15 protein-coding genes are annotated in these 17,452 nt (G+C 34.9%); 12 read left to right on the top strand and 3 right to left on the bottom strand.

Going from position 1 to position 17,452, the window contains the following annotated elements:
- The first annotated feature begins 565 nt into the window (after nt 1–565).
- Nucleotides 566–946 (top strand): energy transducer TonB, encoded by a 381-nt coding sequence (locus AsAng_RS21185; protein WP_264789095.1) that lies wholly within the window; start codon nt 566–568, stop codon nt 944–946.
- Nucleotides 947–1,110: 164 nt separating this feature from the next.
- On the top strand, nt 1,111–1,875 hold the full coding sequence (locus tag AsAng_RS21180; protein ID WP_264789094.1) for an energy transducer TonB: 765 nt from the start codon (nt 1,111–1,113) through the stop codon (nt 1,873–1,875).
- Here AsAng_RS21180 and AsAng_RS21175 read toward each other — a convergent pair.
- Entirely contained in the window at nt 1,868–2,953 is a 1,086-nt protein-coding gene (locus AsAng_RS21175) for an arginase family protein (protein WP_264789093.1), read from the bottom strand. The two genes, AsAng_RS21180 and AsAng_RS21175, sit on opposite strands and share 8 nt — an antisense overlap.
- A gap of 209 nt (nt 2,954–3,162) precedes the next feature.
- Here AsAng_RS21175 and AsAng_RS21170 point away from each other — a divergent pair, with 209 nt between their 5' ends.
- From AsAng_RS21170 to AsAng_RS21145, 6 genes are all read left to right on the top strand, one after another.
- Nucleotides 3,163–4,413, top strand: a complete 1,251-nt coding sequence (locus tag AsAng_RS21170) for a Glu/Leu/Phe/Val dehydrogenase dimerization domain-containing protein (RefSeq protein WP_264789092.1) — start codon at nt 3,163–3,165, stop codon at nt 4,411–4,413.
- Between the two features lie 411 nt (nt 4,414–4,824).
- Nucleotides 4,825–6,669, top strand: coding sequence for an OmpA family protein (locus tag AsAng_RS21165; protein WP_264789091.1), 1,845 nt, complete (start codon nt 4,825–4,827; stop codon nt 6,667–6,669).
- 258 nt (nt 6,670–6,927) lie between these two features.
- On the top strand, nt 6,928–7,290 hold the full coding sequence (locus tag AsAng_RS21160; protein WP_264789090.1) for a hypothetical protein: 363 nt from the start codon (nt 6,928–6,930) through the stop codon (nt 7,288–7,290).
- A 27-nt stretch (nt 7,291–7,317) separates the two neighbouring features.
- Nucleotides 7,318–8,415: a Nif3-like dinuclear metal center hexameric protein gene (locus AsAng_RS21155; protein ID WP_264789089.1), complete on the top strand. Its 1,098-nt coding sequence runs from the start codon at nt 7,318–7,320 to the stop codon at nt 8,413–8,415.
- A gap of 4 nt (nt 8,416–8,419) precedes the next feature.
- Complete coding sequence (locus AsAng_RS21150) at nt 8,420–9,211, top strand: zinc ribbon domain-containing protein (RefSeq protein ID WP_264789088.1); 792 nt, start codon at nt 8,420–8,422, stop codon at nt 9,209–9,211.
- 133 nt (nt 9,212–9,344) lie between these two features.
- On the top strand, nt 9,345–10,880 hold the full coding sequence (locus AsAng_RS21145) for a tetratricopeptide repeat protein (protein ID WP_264789087.1): 1,536 nt from the start codon (nt 9,345–9,347) through the stop codon (nt 10,878–10,880).
- A gap of 148 nt (nt 10,881–11,028) precedes the next feature.
- On the opposite strand, the gene AsAng_RS21140 is transcribed toward AsAng_RS21145, so the two are convergent.
- Both AsAng_RS21140 and AsAng_RS21135 read right to left on the bottom strand, forming a co-directional pair.
- Nucleotides 11,029–11,823 carry a uroporphyrinogen-III synthase gene (locus AsAng_RS21140; protein ID WP_264789086.1) on the bottom strand — a complete coding sequence of 265 codons (795 nt, stop codon included), beginning with the start codon at nt 11,821–11,823 and terminating at the stop codon, nt 11,029–11,031.
- Nucleotides 11,824–11,838: 15 nt separating this feature from the next.
- On the bottom strand, nt 11,839–12,927 hold the full coding sequence (locus tag AsAng_RS21135) for a DUF4271 domain-containing protein (RefSeq protein WP_264789085.1): 1,089 nt from the start codon (nt 12,925–12,927) through the stop codon (nt 11,839–11,841).
- 314 nt (nt 12,928–13,241) lie between these two features.
- Here AsAng_RS21135 and AsAng_RS21130 point away from each other — a divergent pair, with 314 nt between their 5' ends.
- The 4 genes from AsAng_RS21130 to AsAng_RS21115 all read left to right on the top strand — a co-directional run bounded on the left by AsAng_RS21130 (nt 13,242) and on the right by AsAng_RS21115 (nt 17,423).
- Entirely contained in the window at nt 13,242–14,555 is a 1,314-nt protein-coding gene (locus tag AsAng_RS21130; RefSeq protein WP_264789084.1) for a tetratricopeptide repeat protein, read from the top strand.
- 20 nt (nt 14,556–14,575) lie between these two features.
- Nucleotides 14,576–15,676 (top strand): acyloxyacyl hydrolase, encoded by a 1,101-nt coding sequence (locus AsAng_RS21125; RefSeq protein ID WP_264789083.1) that lies wholly within the window; start codon nt 14,576–14,578, stop codon nt 15,674–15,676.
- A gap of 154 nt (nt 15,677–15,830) precedes the next feature.
- Nucleotides 15,831–16,424: a TetR/AcrR family transcriptional regulator gene (locus AsAng_RS21120; protein ID WP_264789082.1), complete on the top strand. Its 594-nt coding sequence runs from the start codon at nt 15,831–15,833 to the stop codon at nt 16,422–16,424.
- A gap of 252 nt (nt 16,425–16,676) precedes the next feature.
- Nucleotides 16,677–17,423 carry an outer membrane lipoprotein-sorting protein gene (locus AsAng_RS21115; RefSeq protein WP_264789081.1) on the top strand — a complete coding sequence of 249 codons (747 nt, stop codon included), beginning with the start codon at nt 16,677–16,679 and terminating at the stop codon, nt 17,421–17,423.
- The last annotated feature ends 29 nt before the right edge of the window (nt 17,424–17,452 follow it).

Genomic DNA, 17,452 nt, shown 5'->3' with positions numbered 1-17,452 from the left:
GATGTTGCAAAAAAAAAATCTCCATATACCTCATCCATTTAGAATGATTAAGGTATATGGAGATTTAGAATTTCCATAAAAGCCAATACTTAATTTCTCAATATCTTCCTTAAGTTAGAAATTAAGTAGGATTTGTTGTTTGTAAATCAAGGTCAAAATTAAATCCAAAAGACCAAGAGTTATGATTTTGTTAATGTCAAAATTTATGCCAGTTGTTTTGATGTGATTGTTTGCAAAAAAGGCAGACAGGTTCAAAATGGAAGCTTAATTTCAATAGTAATCCATTTTTTAGTTTTTTTTAAATTTATAATTTTTTTAAACAGAGCATGGATGAATTTTTTTTACCTAAAAAAAGTTAAAATTAAACGACTCTACATACTTTTTAACTAATCTTTTAGGTTAAATAAAGAAGAAAGATTAGAAGTATTCAAAAAAATAAATTAAATTTGTTTTAGCACAAATCCATTTATGGTATGATTTTTTTATAGAATTATTAATACAATTCTAACTTATTTGTTAAATTATCATAATAATTAAGGTTTATTTTGCTCAAAAAAACATTCTCATGAAAAAAATATTTTCCTCTATAATAGTTAGTGCTCTTATTCTTCTTTGTCAAAGTGCTTATGCACAAGAAGATGAACCTAGATTTCCTGGTTGTGATGATCCAGCAGATGTGGACTGTGCTGATATGAAAATGATGCAGTTTGTTTTTAGTAATTTGAAACATCCTGATGGAAATCCTGGCGGAGAAGTTGTTGCCTCGTTTATGGTCAAAGCTTCTGGAGAATTGACAGATGTATCTATTGTAGAAAGTTTATCACCAGCTTGTGATGAAGAAGTAACTCGAATTGTTAATTTGATGCCAAATTGGTTACCAGCGAAAGTAGAAGGTGCTGAAACAGACATGGAATGGGAGTTGGTAGTTAAATTTATTGCAAAATAAAATAATTGGCAGGGTTACCTGTTGATAAGGTTAAGAATTAAGAAGAGGAAATTTACTGCTGAGTAGGTTTTCTCTTTTTGTTTTTGGGAAGGTTGAATAATTAGTACTTCGTAAGTGCTTATGGCAACTTGCAGAAATGGTACTAAACAGAACAGATAATAATCATGCGCATCTTTTTTCTATTACCTATATTGGTGATCACCAATCTTACTATAACTTGGGCTCAACCCAACGATTCATCTATTTTGACCAAAGTAGATATTCCTCCTTTGTTTGAAGGTTGTGATGATCCGCTTATTAGCGAAGAACAAAGGCAGGCTTGCTCGGTGCCCAAAATTCAGGCATTTATCAATCAAAATATTGTTTACCCCGATAGTGCTAGATCGCATCAAATAGAAGGGGTCGTAGTGGTGCGTTTTTCGGTTACAGAAAAAGGAGCGATTACAGACCTAGAATTAATTCGAAACATTGGCTTTGGTTGTGGACAAGAGGCAATGAGAGTAATTCGGATGATGCCTGTTTTTAGACCTGCCTTAAGAAATGGTCTGCCTGTGGCTACTCAAATGACACTACCTATTCGTTTCAAAAAAATAGATGAGGCTGCGGCTGACAACAAAAATCTATACCAAATACACTGGGGAACGGCTTACCAAAATAAGCTTACCAAAGAAAAGTTGAAGGAACTGCTCAAACGGCACCTTATTGTTAGAGATTATTATGGAAATACCTATGATATTAATTATTTGACCTTACTCATTGAGTCTAATACTAAAGAGATCGAAATAGAAACAAGGGGCAATAATCTTAGTAAGGAAATGTTGAGAGCACTAAAGAAAGTACGTTTAGGACAAGCGATTACCTTTAAGGTTCTTATTCAAAAGAATTATCAAGATATAGAAGTGAGTCGAGCCTTAACAATCGTTAAGTGAGTCGGTTGATGGCATTTAATAGGCGGTCTGGTAAATCTCCTTCGCAGGCAATCTTGTAGTCTAAGTACGAACAAGCAATTAATTGATGTTGAGGATGCAAGGCTTGAGGAATCTCAAACCACCAACGATCACTTTTATTACTTTTGTAAAAAGAAATGGGCATATCCAAGGTTTTGTTGTCTACAACATAAGCCCTTAATGTTTTTTTCTGGATGGGATACTCCTTTGTTCTAGCAAAAAAACCTTCTATTGCAAACCAAATTAATTGCGCAATCATATTGGCGGTTTGGTTTTGGTCTTCAATCTTCAAATCAAAACCATGAATACAAAGAGAAGACAACTGATCGCTCATGCTAATGTAGCGCATAATTTTGCAAGCCTCTGCTGCTAAGAAACCATTGGGATTTTTAAAGGTATTGGCAGGTGCATCTGCTGCACGAATTGTTCCAATTGAAAACGCCGCCAAATCAATATTTCGAACCATAGGCTCTATTTCTTCCAATCTAGCTTGTATTTTTCCTAAGCGGTGAACTTCAAAGTATTTATCCTCTAAAAATCCAACGGCATTTTTGTCCGTTAGGTAGGATTGAGAACCAATGCAATTTAGATGAAATAATAAATGCGGGTGATAGGCTAATAATTGGTTAATTAGACCATTATTAGAGGTGAAAGAATAGGGGATTTTGGCATCAAAAATAGCTAAGTTAAGCATTTCTGATCGTTGTTCATACGCTTTTAATTGTCCCTTGATAGCTTGTTCATCAGGAGTAATAATGATGGGGAAAACGTTTTGTTGCAGCAACAAATCAACTAACTCTATGAGTGGTACTAGATTTTGAGTAACAACGCCCAAATCTATAACTTTTCCTAGGTTAAAATTCGTAGATAAGGCATAGAGCGCTGTACGAATTTTTTCATAACCTTCTGCATCTCCCCATGCAAAAATCGCAATATCTGTTGTTTTTAAATTGGCATTGTTGCCAGTATATTGTAGGATAGATTGTCCATATTGAAATGTTTCAAAATTAGCAGGATCTAAAAGAGAAAGCGTATGATCTTGGATCAGGTTTTTTAGCATTATTTAGTCTTTAAACAATTTCAATAATTAATGTCGTAGTAGCTTGGTTTTCGTCAAAATATAATGTTGGTATTTGCAGGATAATAGGGGCTTAATCAAACATTATTATGTAATAATACAAGATAAAATTAATTAGCAAAAAGATTTTATACAGAAAGGAAGTTTTTAATGCATTTGTTCTATATTTGCACGCAAAAAAATAATAATTTATGGAACTACTACAAAAATACAAAGAGAAAGAACCTGAAATTGTTTTTGAATGGACAGACCAAGAAACAGGAGCAAAAGGATGGGTTGTAATTAACTCTTTGAGAGGCGGTGCTGCTGGAGGGGGAACTCGTATGCGTAAAGGGCTAAATAGAGAAGAAGTAATCTCTTTAGCTAAAGTCATGGAGGTTAAATTTTCTGTGTGTGGACCTAATATTGGTGGTGCAAAATCAGGAATTAATTTTGACCCTAATGACCCTCGCAAAGATGGTGTTCTAAAACGATGGTATAAAGCAGTTATTCCTTTACTCAAAAATTACTACGGAACAGGAGGCGATTTGAATGTTGATGAGCTAAAAGATGTCATTCCAATTACGCAAGATTTGGGCTTGTGGCACCCTCAACAAGGAATTGTAAAGGGACATTTTAATTCTAACGAAGGGGAACGCATTGAAATATTGGGGCAATTGCGCCAAGGGGTATCAAAAATTGTAGAAGACCCTAGATATACACCGTCTGTAAAAGCTAAATTGGCAGTTGCCGATTTGATTACAGGTTATGGTGTTGCCGAATCAGTTGTGCATTACTACGATTTGTATCATAATACAAACCTTAAAGGCAAGAAAGTTATCGTACAAGGTTGGGGCAATGTTGCTGCTGCTGCTGCTGCTTACTACTTGGCAAAGGATGGTGCTAAAATTGTTGGTATCATTGATATTGCAGGAGGAATTATTAATCCAGAAGGTTTGTCTTTTGAAGAAGTAACCAATCTTTATTTGAACAAAAAGGGCAATAAATTAGATGCTCCTAATATGCTTTCTTTTGAAGAAGCTAGTAGTAAAATTTGGGACTTGGAGGCTGATGTCTTTATTCCTGGTGCGGCTTCTAAATTAGTCACTAGAGCACAAATGGATGCTTTGATTGGTAAAGGATTGCAGGTGGTTTCTTGCGGCGCTAATGTTCCTTTTGTTGACGATCAAGTATTTTTTGGACCAACGGCTAAATATACCGATGAAAAAATTAGTGTAATTCCTGATTTTATCGCTAATTGTGGAATGGCACGTGTTTTTGCTTATTTAATGCAGTCTCACGCATTGTTAACGGATGAGAGTATTTTTACAGATGTTTCGCAAATTATTCGTGAAGGTTTGAACAATACACGTGCTGTAAATTCTGATCCTACTTTGATTTCTACAACAGCCTTAACAATTGCATTAGAAGCATTGATGGGGACGAATACAATAGAAGTTTAATACGGTTCAAGTGTAACAAAATGACCTTTATTGTCATATATGCGTATGATCGTAACAGAGGTATTGAATCATTTTTTGCGTTAAGTGCATAGGTTTTAAGATTTTGTATGAAAAAAACTTATGCACTTAATTAATAATTATTGCAAAATTTTTATTTTTGTTTTAATTGCAAACTTTTGAACTAGAGTATATTAGGTTCAGTGGTTCAATGTTTGATCTAATGATCGGCTCCAACTGTGAATATTTTTATACCTATTGCAGACAGAGAAGGTAACTACTTATAAACAGATTTATTGTTTTAAAAGAAAAAAAAATGTAAATTTGTAGCGTCTTGGATGTAAAGGTTTACAGACAAAATATTCGATTAAAAGAAAAATCTAAGTCCAATTCAATCCAAAAAGACAAAATATTATGATGAAAAAAATTAACCGATTAGGAGGTGTTTTTGCGGGGGCATTATTACTATTTTCTGTAGATGCATCGCAAGCACAGATTTCTGTTAACCCAACAGATGATAATTTTATTACCAAAAAAGACCAAGCTAGACATGCTGAATGGAAAGAGGGAAAGAGCCAATTTCCTGGTCGTCCAAGAGACTGGTGGCAACTAGGTATAGGAGCTGGTAGCTTTTTAGTAAGTGGCGATGTAAAACCAGCATTTGGTTGGGGAGCATCTGTTCATGTTAGAAAATCTATTGGATATGTATTTTCTTTGAAAGCAGAATATATGTTTGGGCAAGCTAGTGGTATCAACTATGCGCCATCTTATTATAAAGCATTCCCTAATGTTGCTCCATTTACAATTACTTCTTCTGATGGTAATGTTGTAACAGCAGGTGATTACACAACTAGTGATGCCTTCTATGCCAATTACAAAATAGAGCAACACCATGCTCTTTCATTGCAAATGGTTTTTAATTTGAATAATATTAAGTTCCATAAAAAAAGCAATAAATGGAGTTTGAACCTTCTACTTGGTTTGGGTGCTAATTTGTACAATACAAAAATCAATGCTCTAGACGGAAATGGTCAAACTTATGCTCCTCAAATGAATGCTTTGGCGAACAAAGCTGGTGGCGGAGGTGCTAATCAGCAGTATGATATTACCAAATTAGCAGATCGTGATCTTGTATTGCAAGAGCTAAGAGGTATGTTAGACGATACTTATGAGACATTGGCACAACAAAATGCAAACAACTTAGTAACGTTGGGTGCGGATGAAAACCGTATGGTTTTGAATCCTTTTGTAAGTGTTGGATTGTCATTTGAATACTTGATTACTCCTCGTATTTCTATTGGTTTAGAGCATCAATCTTTCATCTCTGATGATGACTTTTTTGATGGAAAAAGCCGTAAAGAAAATGGATCTCGTACTTCTAGTATTGATATTCCTCATTATACCAGTATTCGTTTAGGATTCCATATTGGTAAAAAAGACAAAGCTATCCAACCGTTGTGGTTTGTTAATCCTTTGATCTATCCTATGCAAGATGTTGCTGATCTAAAAGAAAAACTAGATGACGATTGGTTTAACGATACGGATAATGATGGTGTGCCAGATGCATTGGATGAAGAAAAAGATACTCCTCCTGATACTGAGGTAGATAGCAAAGGACGTTCTTTGGATTCAGATGGTGATGGTGTTGTTAATAGCCAAGATAAAGAGCCTTTCTCTCCTCCTGGTTATCCTACTGACAAAGATGGTGTAGCACAAGTACCTAAACCAATCACTCCTGAAGATGTAAAAGTTATGCCTGGTGATCCTGAAACTGGTAAACACCCAACATTAGTAATTGGTGATGAGGTTTATGATCCGCTAGGAGCTTCTGGAGCAGGTGGAGGAACACTTAAAGATTGGTATTTGCCAATGGTTCACTTTGATTTAGATAAGTATTACTTGCGTCCAGAATCATATGAGCAATTACAACACGTTGCTAGTGTAATGAAAGGTTACCCTAAATTGAAAGTAGTTGTTCATGGACATACTGATGTTCGTTCTAGTGCTGAGTACAACGATATGTTATCGTATAACCGTACTATGACTTGTATTGATCATTTAGTAAACAAATATGGCATCGATCGTAGTCGTTTCATCCTAAAATACAATGGTGAAGTTGATAACTTGATTGACAATGCTAATAAAGAAGCGGAGCACTTTATGAACCGTCGTGTAGAGTTCTACATTGCTGAAGATAATGCTCAAGAGCAAAGCAAGCCTGCTGGTGACGGTGGAGCAAATAGAAAATGGAAATACTAAAGTATAACGCCTTGTATATTTGGTAGTCGATAAGTATCAAATGTATAAGTGATAGATATAAAGGGGGAACAGTTTAACTGTTCCCCTCTTTTTCGTTTAATAGACTTTATCAAGAATTGGCTGTATGGATAGAAAATTTTACCATATACCTTCATTTATAACAAGATCTAGTATGCTTAGCGTTTAGTATTAAATTATAAAAATATGCCTATATTAAAGATTAGATATCAACTTTGGTTTTTAACATTGATTATATCTATGGCATTTTTTTTAATTTTATTGTCTTTGTATACGGATAGTGTTTATCGAATTATTTTGGGGCTTATATGGCTTGTTATTGGGCTTAATAATGCTTATAACAATGCTGTATTAGAAGTAACAGAGACAACAATTTCTATTCGAAATAGCCTTGGGATCATTACCAAGCGTTATGCTTATAGGGAAGGGGATATTAGTATAAGAAAGCAGGAAATTTATTTTAATAAAGAAAGAATTTATAAGCATTTATTCACCTTTTCTCAAGCTGATTTTGAGCAAGTCAGTGCATATCTTACTTCAGAAAACCCAGAATTAAATCTTGGTCGCCATTTGGTTGCAGATGACGATAGTGAAGACCTTTAGTCTAGGCTTCATAAAACTAAAAGTGACATGAAAATAAAAAATATAATCACTTACATTGAATCTATTGCACCTCCTTCTTTTCAAGAGAGTTATGACAATGCAGGGTTAATTGTGGGAGATAGCAATAAAGAGGTAACAGGGGTGCTCATTGCTTTGGATACGATAGAAGCAGTTATCGATGAAGCAATTGCCAAACAATGCAATTTGGTGATCGCACATCATCCTATTGTATTTGGTGGTTTAAAACGATTTACTGGAAGTAATTATGTAGAACGGGTTATCATTAAAGCTATCCAGCACGACATAGCTATTTATGCAGCTCATACCAATTTAGATAATGTGTATAAAAATGGTGTTAATAGCAAAATTGCTGAAAAGATAGGGTTGATTAATACTCGTATTTTAGCACCCAAGAAAGGGCTATTAAAAAAAATATATACGTTTGTACCAAAGCATGCTACTCAGCAAGTTGAACAGGCTTTATTTGAAGCAGGAGCTGGGAATTTAGGGAATTATTCAGAATGTAGTTTTAGTGTAGAAGGAAAAGGAGCATTTAAAGGAAATGAACAAAGTAACCCAACCCTCGGAAATGTTGGTGAACGACACTATGAAAAAGAGGATAAGGTTGAGGTCATTTTTCCTGCTCATTTAGAAGCTAAGGTTATTCGTGCTTTGTTGGCAGCGCATCCTTATGAAGAAGTTGCCTATGACATTGTTGCTTTGGGAAACCAATACAAAGAGATAGGAGCAGGGCTTATTGGGGAATTAAAAACACCCATGGAGCCTATGGCATTCTTAAAAATGTTAAAACAGCGGATGAAGACGGACTGTGTTCGATATACCGCTTTGTGCAAAAAAGAAATTAAATCGGTTGCGCTTTGTGGTGGTGCAGGTAGCTTTTTGCTAAAAAATGCAACAAGAGCGCAAGCTGACCTATTTATTACGGGTGATTATAAGTATCACCAGTTTTTTGATGCCGAAAATCGCATAATTATAGCTGATATTGGGCATTATGAGAGTGAACAATTTACAATTGAGCTATTTTATGAGCTATTAACACAAAAATTTCGTAATTTCGCAGTCCATTGTACTGAAATAAATACAAATCCAATAAATTATCTATAATATTATGGCAAAGAAAAATGCTAATGCTAATCTACCTGTAGAGGAAAAGCTGAAAAACTTGTATGAGTTGCAAATGGTTAATACTAAACTAAACAACATTAAAAAATTGCAAGGAGAGCTTCCTTTGGAGGTTAGCGCGCTAGAGAATGAAATCGGGGCACTAGATAAAAGAATCGTCAAACTAGAAGAGGAGCATAAAGAATTGCAAATGGCTGTTGTACAGCATGAAAATAAAATTAAAGAGGCAGAAGCGTTGATTGAGAAGTACAACAAGCAACAAAATAATGTAAAAAATAACCGTGAGTACGAAGCGCTTACTCGTGAGGTTGAGCTTCAAAAATTAGACATTCAGTTGGCTAATAAACGAATCAGAGAAACTCAACAAAAATTAAGTAATAAGGATATTACTTTGGAGGCTTCTAAGAAAAAGCAAGAGGATAAGAGAACGGATATGAAGTTGAAGCAGGAAGAATTAGAAAAAATTACTGCTAAAACGGAGAAAGATGAACAAAAGTTTTTGAGAAAAGAAAAACGTGCTCGCAAAAAAATTGATGAAAGCTTACTTGCTGTTTATGACAAACTAGCAACTTCTTACAAAAATGGCTTGGCTGTTGTAACCGTAGAGCGTGATGCTTGTAGTGGATGTTTTAGCCAAGTACCTCCTCAAACGCAATTGGAACTGGGACAACGTAAACGTATTATTACTTGTGAACATTGTGCTAGAGTTTTGGTGGCTTCTAATATAGAAATGTCATTAGAAGAGTTGGAAGCAGAGCAAGAAAATGTGGAACAGTAATTGATCCTAATATATAGGTAAAGAAAAAGACCTCAAGAATTTAATTGTTCTTGAGGTTTTTTTTATCATTACTTTGCATCTTTGACAATCAGAACCCTAAATAGGGGCTGTCAAGCAATAAAAAATCTCCATAATGATGAAACATATTTATATCTTTTTAGTGCTATTTTTTATCTCGATTTCAAGCGGATATGCACAATCAGAACCCGAAGAGTTAAACAATGCTGGGTTTTTTAAGTGGAATGATGAATTGAATACTATTTTTCATGACATTATGACCCTAAAATTTCAAGAAGTAATCCCCAAACTAAAAAAAGAGAAAAAAGGCAATGCGTTTAATTTAATCCCTCATTATTTAGAGGATTATATTGAGTTTTTTTATGCCTTTATTGATGGGAAACCTAAGGATATTTATGGCAAATACTTGACCCACAAAGAAGAACGATTGGCTTGGTTGCAACAGGGGGCAGCAGGAGACCCTTATACGTTATTTACACAAGCTGATATTCACCTGCGTTGGGGGATGATTTATGCGTTGTTTCAAGATAATATGGAAGCGTTTAAGAGTATTAAAAAAGCCTCTGTTTTGTTGGAACGAAATGCCAAGCAATTCCCTAATTTTATGCCCAATAAACGAGCTTTGGGTATTTTGCATACCATGGTGGGGGCTATCCCTGGAAAATACCAATGGGGGGCTTCTTTAGTAGGACTAAAGGGGAATGTAGCGCAAGGATTGGAAGAATTAGCAGATGTAATCAACTATGGAAAAAAATATGCAACCTTTGAATTTAACGAAGAAGTACAGGTGATTTATGGAATGTTATTGCTTTATATGGGAAACAATGACATGAAGGCTTGGGGAGCTATTAACACGACCATTTTAGATTTTACCAAAAATCCTATGGCTGCTTATATATTGGCCAATAGGAATATAAAAATAGGAAAGAGTAAGCAGGCTTTTCTTATTCTAGAAAAATATCCAAAAGGAGAGGAGTATCACTATTTTCCATATATGGATGTTATGAAAGGTATGTGTAAGCTTTATCGTTTAGATTTAAAAGCAGAAGCCGATTTTAATAACTTTTTGGCTAGGTATAGAGGGGCTAATGGCATTAAAGAGGCTTACCATAGATTAGCTTGGATTAGTCTACTAAAAAAAGACGAGGCTAAATATCGATATTATATGTCTTTGGTAGAGAAAAAAGGCGAATACAATACTGCTCAGGATAGGACGGCAATGAATGAAATGGAATTTGCAAAGGCTAAAGTTATTCCTAATATTGACTTGCTAAAATCAAGGCTGTCTTATGACGGAGGCTATTACGATCAGGCTTACCAAGCACTACAAAAATGCGATCTAAAAGCATTAAAAACAGAGCAAGAAAAAATAGAATACAATTACCGAAAGGGCAGAATTTTACAAAAAATGAAAAAAAATGACGCTGCGCTCAAAAGCTATGCTGAAACCTTACTCAAGGGAACTAAGAAACCCTATTATTATGCCTGCAATGCTGCCTTACAAATGGGAATTATCTATGAATCTAGAGACGAACTAGAAAAGGCAAAAACATTTTATGAAAAATGTTTGAAGGAAAAGCCAGATCAATACCAAGCTAATTTACATAGCAAAGCAAAGCAAAGACTTGCAGCTCTTAAGAAGAAAAAATAACACTAAAATAAAACAGCTAGAAATCTATTCCTAGCTGTTTTATTTTTACATTAGTTCGTTGAAAAAAAACATTCAACTGAATATAGTTAGTGATTTTTGCATTTTTGACAAAAAATCAACGAACTATTAGTTTTTAATGACTAAACATTTACTTTCCTGAAGTAGAAGCTCCTTCTAAGGTTTGGCGAATGTATTTTTCAATTGCCATGGTCATAGATGGTGTTTCTGGCGTAGGGGCTTTGATGTCTAATCTTAAACCTCTATCTAGTACTGCTTGAGCAGTAGTTTTTCCAAATGCAGCAATACGTGTTTTGTTTTGCTTAAATTCAGGGAAGTTATCATACAAAGACTGCAAGCTTAGTGGGCTAAAAAAGACCAAGATGTCATAAAAAACATCTTCTAAGTCTGAAATGTCACTACTTGCTGCTAAATACATAACAGATTCATTAAAATCAAAGTCGTTCTCTTCTAAGAAAGAAGCAAAGTTACGCCCTCCAAAATTGGAACAAGGCAGTAAAAACTTCTCTTTCTTTTTGTGTTTTAACAACGATGGTTTTAGATCATCCAATGTACGTTTGCCAAAGAAAACTTTACGTTTTCTATAAACAATGTGCTTTTGTAGATACAATGCTACGGCTTCTGATTTACAGAAATACTTCAAATCGGAAGGAACCTTATAACGCATCTCATCACAAAGTCTAAAAAAGTGGTCTACAGCACTTTTGCTTGTGAGAATAATTGCAGTATAATTTTCTAAAACAATTTTCTGTTTTCTAAAATCTTTTGCAGTAACTGGTATTACCTCTGTAAAGGGGCGATAATCAATTTTTAATCCAAACCGTTCAACCAGTTTGTCGTATGGAGCTCTATTGTTTTTTGTGGTTAATTGTGTAACCAATATGCTCTCTACTTTGTTCAATTTGTCTTTTGACTCTGCTGACATCCAATGCTTATTTCATTACAAAATGGACAATAGCTTTAATAGAATTAATATCGGGGCTATTTCAACGGCACAAAGGTACACAAAAAAATGGAATTTATGAAATAAAATTATACTTCCAGCTGTAGCTAAACCTTTTAATGTGCGATAAATATAAATTAATCCCAACAAAATAAAACAAAAATAAAGCACAAATAACTGTGTAGATGAGGGGGTATGTGCTAGCAAAAACAAGAGAGGGACAAGTATAAAACCTAGGGTTTTGTTGGTGTTGGATAAAATAAAACTATAGGCTTCTATTTCTTGTGGAAAAGGAAGGACATAAGATAATATTTTAAGTTGTAGATGTTTTAAGAAATAAATTCCAGCTATGCCTCCTATACTGAGTAATAAGGTGCCAAATGTATTGAATTGCACTTCTTGAGATAGAACCTGAGCAACTAAAAAGCAGAACGTGCCCATACTCAGTACAAATAAAATATAAGCAGAAAAGTTTTCGGGCTTGAGAAAACTACCTTGCTCTCTTTGTCCATTGGGGGTGGCACTTGTACTCAAAAAGGTTTTTAAAATAATAGCAACCTGTCTGGAATAAATGGCAATAAGAATGGACATAAATGATAGTATTCCCAAAAGAACAAAAATTAGCCATTGGGTCGTTTGCGAACGAGTTGCATCATTGGGCATAAATAGTTCAGCAAAAACAAATTGTCGTCCTTGATTATTTTTTGTTTTTATTTTCCTTTTTGTTTTGTCGCCTCCTATTGGCAGGGCAAAAGGGTTGTCAGATTCGTCTATATCAAAAATATTATTGTTATAATATTTGCGACTGAGTTTACTTTCTTTTACCTTAAAGGACTTAGGATAATAAGAAATGGAGGAAACCTTTGAAATATCATTAATAGTGGTAGCAACCTTGTTTTTACTAACGGGCAAATGAACAGGTGCAGCAAGTGGTTTAGGAGCAGGATTGGGTTTGACAGGTGCTTGTTGGGGAGTATTAGGAATGTTTTGGGCACGAACAGAAGTGCTGTGTATTACACCTAAGCCAAAAAGTAATACAAAAAATAGTTTGAGATAAAATGGTTGCTTCTTATGTAGTTGACCCAATCGTGTAAGATATTTTTTATGAAATTGTTTAGTAGAATACAACCACTAAACCCCTTCCTGTTTGATGAAAATCGATTATGAAATGGCTAGAAACAGCAGCTTAATAGAAAACAACCTAACATTGCTTTTATAATTCCTAAGGGATAAAAAAGAAATCCAACTCATAAAATTACTATTCATAGCTTGTTGAGCGGATTTTAAGCAAATGTACTAAATTCATTATTTAAATGTTGTCTGATCACAAACATTTTAGTACAAATCCCATTATTTAAATTAAATTTGCAGGCAACTTATAGAACTATTCGACATATATTATGCATGAGCTAATCCACACTTTACTCAATTCTGAAGAATCAATTATTATAAAGACATTAGACAAGCTTAATCCTTCTGCTGTATCAGACTTAAAAGATACACTTATCTTATTGTGGCAGATTCATTCCGATGAGACAATTGCCGAGAAAGCATTGGGGCATTTATTGACCATTTTGGAGGAAACAGATCGCCATCAAATAGAGGCTACTTTTAGTATCTTTAAGTCAATTATGGAATATTTGCCATGGATGGGAGATTATGCCGATTTGCAAGCAGCCAACTTTGCTACATTTACGCAGGTAAAAGCTCACTATGAGCCTTTATTGGTAGGGTCATCCATATTGGTGGAGTACTATTTAGACTTGGGACGAAAGCTGTATATGATGTTTGATTTAGCAACAGAAGCACAAAGTTGTTTTGAGGGGATTGTTCAATACAACGATACAAATGATGAGGCGCTTTATGCTTTGGGGCGTTTGGCTGAGAAAGCAAATGAAGTGGATAAGGCAGCTGATTTTTACGAACGTTGTGTTACGCATAATACAGAACACGTGTATGGATTACTGCAATTAGGTATCTTAAAAGCTAGTGTCTTTGAAGATTACGAGGGAGCTATTGTTTGTTATAATAAAGTGATCGAAATAGAGCCTTTTATGGTCGAAACTCACGTTCGAATTGCAGAGGCGCATTATGCGCTAAAAGATGTTAAAAGAGCTAGACAATTTATTGATATAGCCTTGGATATTAACGAATATCAGGAAGAAGCACTAAATTTGTTAGGACAAATTCAGTGGCAGGAGGACGAAGATATAGATGCTGCTATCGAAACTTTTGAACGGGGGCTAGATCACCCTATTCATGGAGATAGTGGTTTGTTATTAACGAGTTTAGGAAATCTGTATAATTCTCATTTGGGGGAGCATGACAAGGCAAAGGTTTATTATGAAAAATCATTAAAGGTTGCTCCCAAACAGCCCCAAACCCTTCGAAATTTGATTGCTATTTTAGAAAATATTTACCAAGATTATGGAGCCATCTCTATGTGCTATGAAAACTACCTTTTAGTAGATCAAAACAATGCCTCTGTCTATGTTGATTATGCTAACTTTTTGATAAAATATATGCACGATTATGACTTTGCCAAAGTACAGTTGGATCAGGCTTTAAAGATTGATGAGTCTTGCGAGAGTGCTTTAAAAGTAATGCATCAAATTAGTGAATATATAGATGATGATATAGATCCTGATGATTTGATTGATGATGACGACGACGATGATGAGTTTATTGGAGGAGGAGCTGCTGGCGATAATTAGATGATGATGCTTACACAACTATGAAAAGACTGATATTCGTTCTTCAATTATTAGTAGGAACTGTTGCCTTTGGGCAACAACATGGAGTAGAAGTGAATTACCAATTAGGAACGAATATTCCAATTCATCCTCGTTATCCTGCGATCAAAGAGCTGGTTCAGACAACAGAAATTGCTTGGCTGCAAAGAACGCAGGGCAAGAAAATTTGGTCTATTTTATACAAACAACCTACGGTAGCTTATTTGTTGGCTTATCAAACGTTAGGAAATAAGGATGTCTTAGGGGAGGCTTTTTATCTTGTTCCCTGCCTAGATTTTAAATTGTTTAAGGCTAAGCGTTTTGATTGGTTGTTGAGAGTAGGATGGGGGGCTGGATTAATTACTAAAACCTTCAATAGTTTTACCAATAAAAAGAACATTGTGATAGGGGCACCTATTAATGCTTGTGCAACGGTTCGAACCTTATTTCGGTATCAAATAGCAGATCCTCTACACCTTTATATAGGCGCAGGAATTACGCATTATTCCAATGGTGGTTTTACCAATCCTAATTTAGGAATTAATATCCCTTTTGCTCAAATTGGGATTCAATATAGTTTCAATGCACCCAAAATCCCAGATAGCTTGTCTCAACAGGTTCTGGCTAAGTTGCCTGCTCTTAATCAGAGCTTCCGACCATTTATCAATATTGGCTTAGGTCTGACAGAAAATGGAACAAGGGGACCCAAATATCCGATTTATAGTATTTCGCTTGGTGTTTCCAGATTAATGGCTCGGATTAGCAAACTGAGTTTGTCTGTGGAGTATTTATATAATACTGCTCCTTATGTTTTTGATCGGCACAATGGTGGATTAAAATTAGAACATTTGAACTATGCTCGACTCTCTGTTTTAGCAACTCATGAACTCCTTTTTGGACACTGGGGATTGGTAACAGCAATCGGTGTTTATGTAAACAAACATCGCTTTCAACGTAGTGTCATTGCTAGCAAAGTAGGATTTAACTTTTACCTCCACAATTATTTCAAAAAATTTAAACATCAACTCTGGATGGGCTGCCATATCCGTGCTTATGCTGGAGAAGCAGAATTTGTCGAATTAGTCATAGGCTATAATTGGTAACAGTAGCAGTTCGGGGTATCAAAGAACCATAAATAATTAGAAAAAAAGTATTTATTAATTTAAAAGATTACGTTTGTTTTATTAACTTACGATTTAAGGAACTTTTTACGTAAAACGTAAGTTTTAATATTGTGTGTAAGATATATTGTGATTTATGAGTAGAGATTTAGAGAATGCAAAATGCCAGGATATTCTAGAAACCGCTAGACGTTTATTCTGGAAACATGGAATTAAACGGGTTTCTATACAGGAGATTTGTAAAGAAGCAAAGGTGAGTAAGATGACCTTTTATCGTTTTTTTGACAATAAGCTGGATTTGGCCAAGACCTTGTTGGACCTTATTTTTAATAAGGGGTTAGCAGAATATAAGAGTATTATGGCTAGTAAGGTCTCTTTTTCTGAAAAAGTAAGAATGACACTTTTGGCTAAGTTTAGAAACAGTCAAGATATTAGTCAAGAGTTTATTATGGACATCTACAAGAACCAAGAGTTGGGGCTTCTAACTTATATAGAAGAAAAAGGAAATGCCATGATGGATATGGTATTGGATGATTATGAACAAGCACAAAAAGATGGTTATGTACGAGCTGATATTAAACGTGAATTTATGGCTTACCAACTGTACAAAATGAGAGAGATGATGTTGGATGAAAAACTACTGGCTTTATATAAGAACCCACAGGAATTGACAATGGAATTGACCAATTTCTTTTTCTATGGTCTTTTGGTACATAAGGAAGATGAATAAATTATTTTTCGCTCTTTGATAACCCATAGGATCACGTAGTAACCACGCAGTAGCAGCGAAGCTAATTGTGTGGAAATTTTAATTAACGTCTTTAATTATGCCGTTTGGGTATTAGATTTTAGAACTTAGGTGCTGTGTTAAAAAACAACGTGATCTAGGCTCTAATATCCCAAAATAGAAGCATTTTACCTTACGTTTTACGATTAGCATACAAGTTGTAAAAGAACCTTATTTTTTTATAAAAAATACATCATGAAAAACACTTTTTTTTTAATGCTTTTTTCTCTGGGCTTAACCATAACCACTTATGGGCAATCGGCTAAAGAGATTATTCAGAAAATGGATGAAAATGCCTTTGGTGGGCGTATTAAATCCAGCATGAAAATGACAATCGTACGCCCTACTTGGTCTAGAACGATGGAACTAAAAAGCTGGGCAGATGGAACAGACTACTCATTGATTTTGATTACAGCTCCTGCACGAGAAAAGGGAATTAGTTATCTCAAACGAGAAAAAGAAATGTGGAACTTTCAGCCTTCTATTGATCGAACGATCAAAATGCCTCCCTCTATGATGATGCAGTCGTGGATGGGCTCGGATTTTAAGAACGATGATTTGGTGCGCCAATCTTCTATTGTGAAGGATTATACCCATGAAATAATTGGCAAAGAAGAGATTGAAGGCAGGTTATGTTATAAAATCCAACTCATTCCCAATGAGGATGCTCCTGTTGTTTGGGGAAAAGTAATTATTTGGGTCGATACCAAAAATTATTTGAACCTTAAAACAGAGCATTATGATGAAGATGACGAATTGGTGGATACTAGTTATGGGCAAAATATTAAGGAAATAGGAGGGCGACTTCTGCCTACTAAAATGGTGTTGATTCCTGCGGACGAAGAAGGGCACAAAACAATTATGGAATATCAAAGCATAGAGTTTGATGCTACTTTTGATGCTCGATTTTTTTCTACGCAAAACATGAAACGGGTTCGCTAACCTAATCTATAGATTTTTTACGCTGTAGT

It is taken from the genome of Aureispira anguillae (genome assembly GCF_026000115.1).
Taxonomy (GTDB): Bacteria; Bacteroidota; Bacteroidia; order Chitinophagales; family Saprospiraceae; genus Aureispira; species Aureispira anguillae.
Note: the sequence above shows the minus strand (reverse complement) of the source record. Positions and strands in the feature narration are given on the sequence as shown.